The sequence below is a fragment of the Colwellia sp. BRX10-3 genome (assembly GCF_014077505.1).
GTDB lineage: Bacteria > Pseudomonadota > Gammaproteobacteria > Enterobacterales > Alteromonadaceae > Cognaticolwellia.
Window position 1 is genome coordinate 251,439 of sequence record NZ_JACGWA010000002.1, and the last position, 12,388, is coordinate 263,826.

Annotated in this window: 11 protein-coding genes; 6 read left to right on the forward strand and 5 right to left on the reverse strand. The window is 39.2% G+C overall.

What is annotated here, in order from left to right; all coding sequences use genetic code 11:
- Window positions 1-71: 71 nt before the first annotated feature.
- Complete coding sequence (locus H4J38_RS06150) at window positions 72-974, reverse strand: DUF350 domain-containing protein (RefSeq protein WP_182130562.1); 903 nt, start codon at window positions 972-974, stop codon at window positions 72-74.
- A gap of 8 nt (window positions 975-982) precedes the next feature.
- Window positions 983-1,993, reverse strand: a complete 1,011-nt coding sequence (locus H4J38_RS06155) for a hypothetical protein (protein ID WP_310733451.1) — start codon at window positions 1,991-1,993, stop codon at window positions 983-985.
- A 112-nt stretch (window positions 1,994-2,105) separates the two neighbouring features.
- Between H4J38_RS06155 and glnE the strand changes: the two genes are divergently transcribed.
- A complete protein-coding gene (gene glnE, locus H4J38_RS06160; protein WP_310733452.1) occupies window positions 2,106-5,003 on the forward strand; it encodes a bifunctional [glutamate--ammonia ligase]-adenylyl-L-tyrosine phosphorylase/[glutamate--ammonia-ligase] adenylyltransferase in 2,898 nt (965 codons plus the stop codon).
- Window positions 5,004-5,025: 22 nt separating this feature from the next.
- Here the strand turns inward: glnE and H4J38_RS06165 are convergent, their stop codons facing one another.
- Both H4J38_RS06165 and lpxL read right to left on the reverse strand, forming a co-directional pair.
- Window positions 5,026-5,709, reverse strand: a complete 684-nt coding sequence (locus tag H4J38_RS06165; RefSeq protein ID WP_182130564.1) for a TcpQ domain-containing protein — start codon at window positions 5,707-5,709, stop codon at window positions 5,026-5,028.
- Between the two features lie 51 nt (window positions 5,710-5,760).
- Window positions 5,761-6,699: an LpxL/LpxP family Kdo(2)-lipid IV(A) lauroyl/palmitoleoyl acyltransferase gene (lpxL, locus tag H4J38_RS06170; protein WP_182130566.1), complete on the reverse strand. Its 939-nt coding sequence runs from the start codon at window positions 6,697-6,699 to the stop codon at window positions 5,761-5,763.
- A 69-nt stretch (window positions 6,700-6,768) separates the two neighbouring features.
- Between lpxL and hldE the strand changes: the two genes are divergently transcribed.
- A complete protein-coding gene (gene hldE / locus H4J38_RS06175) occupies window positions 6,769-8,196 on the forward strand; it encodes a bifunctional D-glycero-beta-D-manno-heptose-7-phosphate kinase/D-glycero-beta-D-manno-heptose 1-phosphate adenylyltransferase HldE (protein ID WP_182130568.1) in 1,428 nt (475 codons plus the stop codon).
- Window positions 8,197-8,324: 128 nt separating this feature from the next.
- Here hldE and tolC read toward each other — a convergent pair whose 3' ends face one another.
- A complete protein-coding gene (gene tolC / locus H4J38_RS06180; protein ID WP_182130570.1) occupies window positions 8,325-9,683 on the reverse strand; it encodes an outer membrane channel protein TolC in 1,359 nt (452 codons plus the stop codon).
- Between the two features lie 182 nt (window positions 9,684-9,865).
- Here tolC and H4J38_RS06185 point away from each other — a divergent pair, with 182 nt between their 5' ends.
- Genes H4J38_RS06185 through H4J38_RS06200 form a run of 4 tightly spaced genes read left to right on the forward strand, consistent with a single transcriptional unit; the run spans window position 9,866 to window position 12,376 of the window.
- Window positions 9,866-10,504: an NUDIX domain-containing protein gene (locus tag H4J38_RS06185; protein ID WP_182130572.1), complete on the forward strand. Its 639-nt coding sequence runs from the start codon at window positions 9,866-9,868 to the stop codon at window positions 10,502-10,504.
- Window positions 10,505-10,963 carry a DUF1249 domain-containing protein gene (locus H4J38_RS06190; RefSeq protein ID WP_182130574.1) on the forward strand — a complete coding sequence of 153 codons (459 nt, stop codon included), beginning with the start codon at window positions 10,505-10,507 and terminating at the stop codon, window positions 10,961-10,963. It abuts the gene before it with no gap.
- A gap of 33 nt (window positions 10,964-10,996) precedes the next feature.
- Window positions 10,997-11,767, forward strand: coding sequence for a metallophosphoesterase (locus H4J38_RS06195; protein WP_182130576.1), 771 nt, complete (start codon window positions 10,997-10,999; stop codon window positions 11,765-11,767).
- 24 nt (window positions 11,768-11,791) lie between these two features.
- Entirely contained in the window at window positions 11,792-12,376 is a 585-nt protein-coding gene (locus H4J38_RS06200; protein WP_182130578.1) for a YqiA/YcfP family alpha/beta fold hydrolase, read from the forward strand.
- The last annotated feature ends 12 nt before the right edge of the window (window positions 12,377-12,388 follow it).

Sequence of the window (12,388 nt, forward strand, 5' to 3'; positions counted from 1 at the left end):
TTTAAATGGCAGGAAAGGAATCAAGCGCATAAGTTGCGCTTGATTCCTTAAATAGAACAGGTGCGATAACGTTATGACATTAACGCGGTTAAAATAAGTGCGATAGAAATACTGATTGCCATTTCAACACTCGCAACACCAATATTATGTTGCTGGTCTACTTCTTCAACTAAGTTGATGCCCATAAGGACTAGGCGCTTGGCAATTGAAGTGAGTAGGGCGACCAATAAGGTCATGATCATACCAAAGACTAACCAGCCAACTAAGTTAACCAATAAGGTATCTGGGCTATAGGTTAAAAAGTGACTCGCTGCGGTTACGGCTAAGGCGGTACTAATAGCTTGGCCAGCGTAGCGAATGGCTAATGCAACATGACCTTCAGCAAAAGCATTTTGCATACTGTGGTTTTTATTGTTTTTCGCGTACTGACGCTCTTTAATACGAGTAACTAACACTAACATGGCTTGTGAAACAATAAAGCCGGCAGCGATGGCAGTAAATGTGCTGATATCTAAGCCATAAACCCAGAGTAATACAGCACGAATAACAATTGCTGTGGCAATAGCACCAGAAGCATCGACGATACCAACAGCAATATTACGTGCTTTAATTTGCGCGTTTTTATCAATTTTATTTAAAGCAAAACGGTCATGAAAAACTCGGCCAATTTTAATCAAAATTAAACCAAAAATTCCGTAACTGGCCATGCCGATAATTTCCATTAAGTAACTATCAGCATTTTCACCACTAATGGCACCTGTTAATACGATGCCCAGCGCAGCAACACTGCCGGCAACGCTAATACCAAAGGCAAAATTATCTTCTTTGGCAAGTTCATCGGTTGAGTTTACTTTTGCTGATAAACCACTGATGAAGCGCATAGCGCCAAGTAATATAATGGCAATAGTAATATCGATAGCTAAGAAGATTAATAGCTCTATATTTAGTCCGGTTATTTCAATAAATGTATTCATATTTATCCCTACTTTCCACGTCTAAAGCTACGTGACGTTGTGCTTTTACTGTTTCTAAAGCTAGCATTTTTTCCGCTTTTACTTGATTTTGCATAAGCGCTTTTATTGGTGGTTTTGCTAGCAAATCGATTGGCACTGGTTTGTGCACTTTTACTTTGACTAGAGATACTTGACGCGCCCGTTCTATTTTTACTATAGGCACTGGTGTATTTTTGGCCACGGCTTTGAAATGATTTTTTGGTACGGGTATCTAAATCATTTTGCTTACGCAGCTGATCGGGTGAACTGTAGCGCTTGCGGCCATAATCATTGTAATAACTATAATTTCGGCCACGGCCCCAATCATTATAACTGGTTCGGCGAGAGCCAAATACATCACCCATCATAGAGTACATACCATACCAAGCCCAAAACGACATCCCATTAGAGCCAGACGTCCAACTACCGTATGATGGATTGCCGATTAGTTGTTCTCCGGTGCCAAAGTCTTGCGCCTTATTAGCCGCCATACTTTGTGCTTTGGACATAGCGTTAACCCGCGGTAAACTACCATCAGACATATCGGCTAATACATTAAGTGGATCACTTAAAGCATCAGAATACAAAACCGGATCGGCTGCTTGATAAAGATTTAAAAGTTCATCATAAATAGCTTGAGAGCTCTCAAACATTTGAGGCTGATTTTTTACCGTGTTTAATCGCTCAACTAAAGCAACAAACATCGGGCCTTTTGTGCCAGTGTCTTTTAGAAACTCGTCAATTAATGGTTTATAACTTGGTTTGCTTTGAAGTAATCTTTCTCCGTATTGGCTAATTAAATTAGCATTACGAACTTGCCCGTCAGCAAGTGATTGAGCAAGTAATTCAATACGTTGTTCAGTGAGTGGGATTTGTTGGGTGATTTGCTCTTTTATTGGATCTCCACAAGCGGAGAGCAATAACATTAGCAAGAGTATCATTGATTTTAGCGGCTGCATTCCTGCCATAGTGTCCTCAAAAATGCTATGGTTATCATTCATTAGTATCACTTTTGACATAATATGTCTATGTTTTTAGGTGTATCAGTGAAATTAGTTTATTACTCATTATTAATTATTATCATTTGTTATTGTAACTTTTATCGAGGATAGCGTGCCTAATTCATCTCCTTTACCCTTTTCGATGTTACTTGTAAGTCAACAAGCAAAAAGTTGGCTAGAGTTTTCACAACAATATCCTAGTGTTACAGATAGTTTACCGCCAGAGCGTTTAACGTTGTTTAAAAAATCGTTAGCGTTAAGTGACTTTATTCTGCGCAGTGCCATTCAAGCACCAGAATTGCTCGTTAAACTTTTTAATAGCGAGCAGTTACTTTCAACCAATACGCCTGAATATAGTGTTATGTTGGCTCAGGCTATAGAAAAATGTACAACAGAAGAACAATTACAAAAGTGCCTTAGGTTGTTTCGTTTAGAACAAATGGTGCATATTGCTGTTGGTGATTTTTTGTTGAATATTTCGCTTGATGAATCGTTAAAGCGACTTTCCTTACTCGCCGATAGTTTGGTAATTGCCGCCAACAATTGGTTATCAAAATTTTGTGAAAGTAAGTGGGGTGTGCCGGTTAACAGCGCCGGAGAAGCACAAAGCTTACTGGTATATGCCATGGGGAAATTAGGTGGGCAAGAGCTCAACTTCTCATCAGATATTGATTTAATTTTTGTTTATCCTGAAGCGGGAGAAACCCAGGGCCTTAGGCGCAGTATCGACAATCAATTGTTTTATACGCGCCTAGGACAAAAATTAATTACCGCGCTAAATCAACAAACAGCGGACGGCTTTGTATATCGCGTTGATATGCGTTTGAGACCTTTTGGCGAAAGTGGACCCTTAGTGTTGTCGTTTACTGCCATGGAAAATTATTACCAAGATCAAGGGCGAGATTGGGAACGTTACGCCATGCTTAAGGCGCGCCTGATTGGCGAAGGCAAATATCATGGGCAATTGTCCAATATGTTGCGGCCTTTTGTTTATCGCCGCTACATTGATTTCAGTGTTATTGACAGCCTGCGACGGATGAAAGCCATGATTGCCCAAGAGGTTAGGCGTAAGCAGCTCAATAACAATATTAAGCTAGGTGCTGGCGGTATTCGCGAAGTTGAGTTTATTGTGCAAGTTTTTCAAATGATCCGGGGTGGCCGAGATAGTGATTTACAGCATCGTAACTTACTCACCGTTGTACCTTTATTAGTAAAGCACGGTGAGCTTACACCACAGAGTGCGATAGTGTTAACGGATAGTTATCGATTTTTGCGACGTGTTGAAAACATTATACAAGCGTTGAATGATCAACAAACACAAACGTTACCTGACGATGAGTTAGATCAGGAACGTTTACTGACTATTCTTGCTGATGATAACTGTACAAATTGGTCAACTTTTCTTGAACATCTTTCTTTTCATATGAAAGGGGTTCATCAACAATTTGTTGAACTAATTGGTGAGGAAAGTCCAAATCGTCAGGCGGTTGATCAGTATTGGACAACCTTGTGGGATAGCCAATGGAGCGATGAGGAATCTATTGCTTGGATTGAACAATCTCCCCAGCTACTAGACAAAATAGATGGCGTTGAGTTTGCTCACAGTGAAACCATCTGGCTAGCGCTCAGAGATTTTCGTCGTGAAATGATCAAACGCAGTATGGGGAGCCGTGGTAGACAAGTGTTAGATAAATTGATCCCAACTGTGCTGTGGCACCTCGCCGATTTAAAACTAACGGATCAAACATTAGCACGTGTTTTAGGCGTGCTAACAACGATTGCCACGCGCACGGCCTACCTAGAATTATTATTTGAAAATGAAGGCGCATTAAAGCAATTAATTCATTTATGCCGAAATAGCAGCTGGGTAGCAGAGCATATCGCTAAATTCCCAATTTTACTGGATGAATTGATTGACCCTAAATTATTTCATCAACCACCGTTACTATCTTCATATGTCGCAGAATTGCGTGAAACTATGCTACGGGTACCTGAAGACGACCAAGAAGCGCAAATGATCACTCTACGGCAGTTTAAACAGGCTAAACAGTTGCGTATTGCTGCCGCAGATATTACTGGCATTTTACCGATTACCAAAGTTAGTGATCACTTAACCGCACTAGCAGAAGCACTGGTTGAAGAAGTCGCTAACTTAGCGTGGCAACAAATGACACTGCGTTTTGGTGTGCCAACCAGCAAGTTAGAGAGCCAAGATAAAGGCTTTGCTGTTATTGGTTATGGAAAATTAGGTGGTATTGAACTCGGGTATAGTTCGGATTTAGATTTAGTCTTTGTACATAACGCAGATGTAGCCGAAATGACAACAGGAGAAAAATCGATTTCTGCTGGCCAATTTTACCTAAAACTTGCCCAACGTATGATGCACTTATTTAATACTCGTATGGCCAATGGCATCTTATACGAGTTAGATATGCGCTTGAGACCTTCGGGTAATGCCGGGCTTTTAATGGTACACATTGATACCTTTGCTCATTATCAATCTACAGATGCTTGGACGTGGGAGCATCAGGCGCTGGTCCGTACCAGAATAATTTATGGTCATGAAGGGTTAGCAGAAAGATTTAAAGAAATTAAGCGTGAAGTGCTGATGAGAAAACGCGATAAAGCATTACTACGTGAAGATGTGATAAAAATGCGTAATAAAATGCGCGAACACTTGGATAAATCAACAAAGAGCGAAGTCGACATTAAGCAAGGGCTGGGTGGTTTAGTCGATATTGAATTTCTCGTACAATATTTAGTTTTAGCCCATAGTGCTGAGCACCCAAAATTGAGCGATTATTCAGATAATATTAATCTACTGGAGTATTTAGCAAACATTGGCTTAATTACAGCACAACAACAGCATTCTTTAGTTGATAATTACTGTAAATTACGTGATTTAAGTCATCTTGCAACTCTGCAAAACAGCGCTGCAATGATCCCTGCAACTAAATTTTCAGCTGAGTATAGTGAGGTAATGGAGCTTGTTGAACAGTTATTGCAGTAGGCAATTAGTCTTTGAGCTTAGATTAGCTACTGCCGTTTGGCAGTAGCATGCATTCATTTACTAAGTAAGGAATGCTGTACTCGATCAAAACAATGGCACGTTGCTGATAGCAAAAGTAAATAGATAGGCCATTTTCAAAATGACCTTCAACGGCCTTACCTACTTGATAAGAGGTAGCGATGATATTTTTATTGACTCTAAAAGCACTTTTAACCACAAAGTCACGATTTAGCCACCAAAGCATTTCTAGGTCATTATCTTGAGCATACTCAGATAGTTTTTGAAATAAAGTTTCGCCAAGGCGAAATGGGTGGTTATCAGTTTTCCCTGTCCAATCTTTACGTAAGGGCTGAGTGATTAAACGTCTTGCTTCTAATATTTTTTCTAAATCACCTTTTGGATCTGGTAAATAGACAATATTATTACGAATTTTAGGACCTTTGCCATCCATGTCGCCATGAAGGTTAGCGTAATAGCGAGAAAGCCCATCAGCAGCGGCATTTGTACTTTCTTTAGCAACAACAATTTTTTCTTCTGGTGCTACTGGCTCAGCTCCCTCTTCATGGTGAAGGTCAACTTTTGTTGCAACAACTGCATCAGCTGTATTTCCGCTGAGTGAAAATAATAGTTCTCGGTTGAGCAATAACGCTGTAGCCAAGCCAATTAGAATCAAGCCTAAAATAATACTTCGTAACCAAAATTTCATAAATTACTTATAGTTAAGTTTATATCTCACCAACACCATAACGAACAATAACTATTTATACAATGATGGGTCATCTTCGTTAGGGCGAGTTTTAAAGCGACGATGTAACCACATATACTGCTCAGGTTTTACCATAATGGCTTTTTCTAACTCTTGATTTATTCTCAATACATCAGCGGTGTCATCGCCAGTTGGAAAGTTTTCTAGCATAGGTTTTATCTCTAATGTGTAACCACTGCCGTCGTCATTACGCGTTGGAATTAACATGTGCGTTTGAGTGTTTTTTTGTCGAGCAAATATTAATGTACCTGTAGTCGATGCCGCTTCTGGCACGGCGAAAAAGGGCACAAATACACTACGATTGCGACCGTAATCTTGATCAGGTAAATAAATACAGGCTTCACCGTCATTGAGTGCTCGAAGTAAGCCTTTAACATCACGTTTGCCCAACATATATTTGTTTGAACGCCCACGCCCACGAAACTGAAAATATTCCATTAACGGATTGTTATGCGGTCGATAAAATACCACCATAGGATGGCCATAACCAATGCCTCTACAGTTAATCTCGGCGCTAAGATAATGCATAGCAAGTAGCAGTATGCCTTTACCTTGTTTTTGTGCTTCTTCAATGTGTTCAAGGCCGATAACTTTGGTTTTTCGTTTTACACGCCAATTTGGCCACCACCAACCCATACCAGTTTCCAATAAAGCAATACCGGTATTTTCAAAATTGCGTTTAAGCATAACTTGGCGTTCAGCATCTGGCATATCAGGAAAGCAAAGCTCTAAATTTCGCAAAGCAACTTTCTTACGGCTTGAGCCAATTTTATAGAGTAAGCGACCGATTATTTTACCGAGAAATAGCTGAAACCTATAAGGTAGCCAAGAAATGGTATAAAGAATAAATACCCCGAGCCAAGTTAGCCAATATTTTGGTAACAGGTAAGATATTTTAAAATTTGGTTGTAAAACTTTGTTTTTACTCACGGGATGATTTCAACTCATTGAATTGCTTGTGATACAATATTGCTTATTATATCTGTTATAGGGCACAGGATGAAAGTAGATATTCCCGCTTTTGATAAAGCGCGTGTTTTAGTGGTTGGTGATATCATGTTAGATCGCTATTGGTATGGACCTACACAACGTATTTCACCCGAGGCACCTGTGCCGATTGTTAAAATACATCAAGAGGAAGATCGACCAGGAGGCGCAGCCAACGTAGCTTTGAATATTGCTTCGCTAAATGGTCACGTAACTTTATTGGGTATCACTGGCGAAGATGAAGCGTCACAAACATTGCAAACACAGTTGTCAGCAATGAATATAAATTGTCAATTTATTCAATCTATCGATCACCCAACCATTACTAAATTACGTATTTTAAGCCGAAATCAGCAATTATTGCGCTTAGATTTTGAAGAATCTTTTGCTGAACTTGATAAAAAAGCATTGATTGAACAAACCAAAGCCTTAGTTGCTCAGCATGATCTTTTGTTGTTATCTGATTACGACAAAGGCACATTATCTGAAGTTCAGGCACTTATACAAGTAGCAAAAGCGCAAAATATTCCTGTGTTAGTTGATCCAAAAGGCACTGACTTTTCACGTTATCGTGGTGCGACATTAATTACGCCAAACCTTGCAGAATTTGAAGCCGTAGTTGGACATTGTAAAACTGAAGCTGAAATTGTTAGTAAAGGCCAAGCACTATTAAAGGAATTAGATTTAACAGCCATGCTAGTCACTCGAAGTGAACACGGCATGACTCTGTTACGCCATGGCCAAGAAGAATTTCATTTACCCACGCAAGCGAAAGAGGTTTATGACGTAACTGGCGCTGGCGATACGGTTATTGCCACATTAGCTCTTGCTATAGCAGCAAAAGCCGAGTTTACCCAAGCCAGCGCCTTAGCAAATATTGCGGCTGGTATTGTTGTCGGTAAATTGGGTACGTCGACGGTCAGCGAAGCTGAATTAAGTGCTGAGTTATCATCAGGTCAAGAAAGTGGTTTTGGTGTGATGTCTGAAGAACAGCTAAAAATTGCCGTTGAATTAGCCCAAGCGCGCGGTGAAACTATTGTGATGACCAATGGTTGTTTTGATATTTTGCATGCGGGCCATGTTTCATATTTAACTACCGCGAATACCTTAGGTACGCGTTTAATTGTTGCGGTTAATGATGACGCTTCAGTAACGCGATTGAAAGGCCCGGGTCGCCCGGTTAACCCAGTGGATCGTCGAATGGCGGTGCTCGCTGGTTTAGGCGCAGTCGATTGGGTAGTGCCTTTTAGTGAAGATACTCCGCAACGTTTAATTGCCAACATTTTACCCAATACCTTAGTTAAAGGTGGTGATTATAAAGTAGAAGATATCGCAGGTGGAGCTGAAGTTATCGCGGCAGGTGGTGAAGTAAAAGTACTTAATTTTGAAGATGGAATTTCGACAACCAAAATTATTAACGCGATAAAACGAGAAGATTAGTCATTCTGATTTTATCTTCTGATCTTCGTTCTTTCACATTCATGTGAACACAAGATACTGTTTGTCCTGAGCATAAAAAAGCAGCATTTAATGCTGCTTTTTTATTTTTCATTAAAAGTTACGCTTTATTAATTTTCTGTTAAACCTTGGTTTATATCAGCTAAATCTTGCTCGGTAATGGTACCGCCAGCACGTTTTAATGCTAATACATTTTGAATATAATCATATCGTGTTGACGATAAGTTACGCTTGGCGTTGTACAAGTTTCTGGTACTGTTTAACACATCAACAATAGTACGTGTGCCCACTTCAAAACCCGCTTCTGTTGCTTTTAATGCACTTTGTGCACTAATCTCTGATTGCTCTAATGATCTAATAGCTGAAACCGCTGCAATCACAGTGTTATATGCATTGCGCGTGTTGCGTACTACATTTCGGTGCGCTTGTTCCATATTTTGGCTAGCGGCAACATAATTGTTTTGTGCTTTGCGAACCGTGCTTGATATCGCGCCGCCTGAATAAATAGGTACATATAAAGAAATGCCAATTGAATGGCTATCTAATGCAGGGTTATTAAAGTTGATACTGTTAACTTCATTATCTTGCTCTCTGCTACCGTAGCTGCCCGATAAACTTAATGTAGGGTAATGTCCAGAACGTGCAATGTTGATATTTTCTTTAGCAATATCAATGCTTATTCTTTCTGCAATGAGTTCTAAGTTTTTAGCTTCTGCAGTTTGTTGCCATTCATTAGCACTGTCAGGAGATGGACGAGAAGTACTGAAACGCTCAGTATTTAAAATGTTCAAATCACGAGGATATATATTGGTGATAACCCGTAAAGCTTCTTCGGCATTAAATACTTTGTTTTCAGCTCTAATTTCATCGGTTACAGCATTGTCGTATTGTGCTTGTGCTTCATGAACATCAGTAATTGCGGTTAAACCAACAGAGAACCTTTGTTTTGTTTGTTCTAGCTGGCGTTCAATTGCGGTTTTCTCAGCAATCGAAAATTCCAAATCATCTTTTGCTCGCAGCACCTGAAAGTATGATTGTGTTAAGCGTACAATTAAATCTTGCTTAGCTAATTGGTAGATAACATCACTCTGGTGGGCAATTTTTTTCGCATTATCGAGTTTTAACCAAGTACTATGATTATATAACTCCATGTCTAAATTAAGACTATAGCTAGTAGTATCACTTTTATTGGTAAGAAGTAGACCTGAGGACTGTCCAGTATCTGAAGTAGGAATAAACTCGTTTTCGCTTTCTGTATAGCTTGCTGCGCCGTAAATTTGGGGTAATAACACTGAGCGAGCTTGTTCAATACCTTCTTCAGCTGCTAAAAATTGTGCATGCGCTCTAAGAACAACCGGATCATTGTTTTTTGCCTGCTGGTATACTGACAGTAAATCTTCGGCATTAGCTAAAGAGCTACTTGCAGCACACGCAAGGCCAATAAAAAGTGTGGTTATTGTTTTTTTCATCTTGAAGCGATTCCTGTAATAATGAACGTGCAATTATTTTTCTAATTGTAACTATCTTATCGCGAATAAGGAATTAGCTAAATAAAATAAGTGTTTAGGGAAGTATTCTAGTGTAACAAAATGTTAAGTGCGAGTGAATCGAAAATTGTTTAGTAACATGTCTAGTAACACAGGAAGAATGAATGATTAATATGACCAAAGCACCTTTATTACGCTTTAATTTAGCTGATATAGAAGTGATCGAAAAATCAAGAAAATACCAAGGTTTCTTTGCCATTGATGAGTATTTATTTCGTCATAAACTTTATCAAGGTGGCTACAGTAAGGTATTAAAACGAGAGGTTTTTGAACGTGGCGACGCTGTTGGCTTATTGCCTTATGATCCGGTCACAGATTCTGTAATACTTATTGAACAATTTCGCTCTGGCGCACTGCGCAGTAAAACTGGGCCATGGCAATTAGAACTAATCGCTGGTATGTTTTCAGAAAATGAAGTGCCATTAGAAGTCGCGATTCGTGAAGCAAAAGAAGAGGCTAACTTAGAAATAAGGCCTGAAAAAGTAATTAAAGTGATGGATTATCTTTCAAGCGCTGGCGGCATGAGTGAATGTATTCATCTTTATTGTGCCTGTGTAGATAGTGAAAATGTTTCAGGTGTTTTTGGCCTAGCCTCAGAAGGCGAAGATATTTTAGTGCATGTTATGTCGCGCCAAGATGCACAGAAGTTACTTGAACAGGGAAAGATACTGAATGCTGCTACTATTATTGCGCTACAATGGTTAGCTCTAAATCTTGATAAGCTTAAATCAAGCTGGAAATAAATGTCAGTTGTTGAAAAAAAATATCGTCCTCACTTACCGACTTTAATGTCCTTATTTGAGGTTAATTATATGTTATTACTGCGTGTTCTTGCGGATAAAGAGCAGGTGGGAGAACAGCGGTGCTTTTTTATTTCTGACTTTTTAAGCTATCGAGTAAAAGTAAATGAAGTGACAAAGTACACGACATTATTAACGATTAACCAAGAGGCGAATATTCACGGCTATAATTTGACAGAGTTATTTCGCCCCAAAATGGTCGTCCGCTTATATCATGACGCTCGCATGGCTGAAGTGATCAGTAATCAAGATGTAAAACAGATCAAGCCACGTTATGACTATCCCAACGATAAAATGCATTTACCCGATGAAAAGCAACAAGTGAACTATTTTTTAAAAGAATGGCTACAACTTTGCTTACAATTGGGCCAAGTACATTTTAATATGACAAAAAAATCTTAAGTTAATGTCACACAAACCAATAGCATAAAACAAATGATACAAACAAAAATATCAAAGCAACTTACCCTAGCGCAAATTAGTGATAGTCACTTATTTGCCGAACGTAATGGTTTACACCATCAGGCTAATGTTTTCCAGAACTTGAAAAATGTGCTTTTGGCCATTAAAAGTCAGCCTTCAATTGATGTTATTGTTTTCACTGGCGACTTAACACAAGATCACACTGAAGGGTCTTATCAACTATTTGTCCAAGCCTTTGAAGAATGCGAAATTACCACCCCCGTTTATTATGTTGCCGGTAATCATGACGAGCCGCAGTTATTAAATCGCTATTTGTCGAACGCACCCTTTCTCCAAGAGAGCCTAATCGAAGGTAACGATTGGCAAGTGCTATTATTAGAAAGTAAGAGTACTACACCTGCTGGCGTGTTCAGCAAAGCACAAGGTGATAGTGCTAGCCGTGTAATTGACCCCGCTAAATCTCAATTGGTATTAATGCATCATCATGCTGTAGATGCGGGCTTTTTTATTGATCAGCATGGTTTGATAAATAAAGCCGAATTCCAAAATTTTTTAACGGCATATCCTTCGATAAAAGCGATCGGATGTGGCCATATTCATCAAGCATTAACTTTGCCTGTAAAACTGCCAGCAAGAACGATTAATTTATACAGCTGCCCAGCAACATCTATTCAATTCGACATCAATTCTCAGACCGCCAAATCAAATGGCCAACCACCAGGTTATCGAATATTTACCTTGGCTGACAATAGCCAAATAACCAGTAAGGTGTTTTATGTCTAAAACAATGAGAGAAAATAATTCGTTATGATTAATATATTGTATATTCATGGTTTTAACTCTTCGCCTTTGTCGATGAAAGCTGAACTCACACGAAAGTTTTTCGCTAAAAATCATCCAGAAATAAACTTTCATTGTCCGCAATTAGTGTCTTCTCCTAATGCGGCCATTAAACAACTTGAAGATATTATTGCCCTTGAACCTAACGCTACTTGGTTATTAATGGGCTCATCTTTAGGGGGTTATTTTAGCACCTATTTAGCAGAGAAATATCAAACGAAAGCGGTGCTAATTAACCCCGCGGTTAAACCGTTCGAATTAATGAACGATTATCTTGGAGAACAAGTAAACCCGTATACCCAGAAGCGCTATCAAGTTAAAGAGCTGCATATTGCTGAACTAAAAGCGCTCGAACAGGAAAATATTTCTAAAAATAATTACTTGGTCATGGTACAAACCGGTGATGAAGTGTTAGATTACCAACAAGCCGTTGAAAAATACCGTCATTGCCAATTGGCAGTGGAGCAAGGTGGCGATCATAGTTTTATTAACTATGAAAATACCTTGCCTAACATAGCGTTATTTTTCAATTTACCACTAATATCAGCCTAATTATCAGAACAT

Coding starts and splice junctions, on each gene's coding strand:
- tolC (WP_182130570.1), bottom strand. CDS start 9,683: ATGAAAAAAACAATAACCACACTTTTTATTGGCCTTGCGTGTGCTGCA.
- H4J38_RS06185 (WP_182130572.1), top strand. CDS start 9,866: ATGATTAATATGACCAAAGCACCTTTATTACGCTTTAATTTAGCTGAT.
- hldE (WP_182130568.1), top strand. CDS start 6,769: ATGAAAGTAGATATTCCCGCTTTTGATAAAGCGCGTGTTTTAGTGGTT.
- H4J38_RS06195 (WP_182130576.1), top strand. CDS start 10,997: ATGATACAAACAAAAATATCAAAGCAACTTACCCTAGCGCAAATTAGT.
- H4J38_RS06155 (WP_310733451.1), bottom strand. CDS start 1,993: ATGAATGATAACCATAGCATTTTTGAGGACACTATGGCAGGAATGCAG.
- H4J38_RS06190 (WP_182130574.1), top strand. CDS start 10,505: ATGTCAGTTGTTGAAAAAAAATATCGTCCTCACTTACCGACTTTAATG.
- H4J38_RS06200 (WP_182130578.1), top strand. CDS start 11,792: ATGATTAATATATTGTATATTCATGGTTTTAACTCTTCGCCTTTGTCG.
- H4J38_RS06150 (WP_182130562.1), bottom strand. CDS start 974: ATGAATACATTTATTGAAATAACCGGACTAAATATAGAGCTATTAATC.
- H4J38_RS06165 (WP_182130564.1), bottom strand. CDS start 5,709: ATGAAATTTTGGTTACGAAGTATTATTTTAGGCTTGATTCTAATTGGC.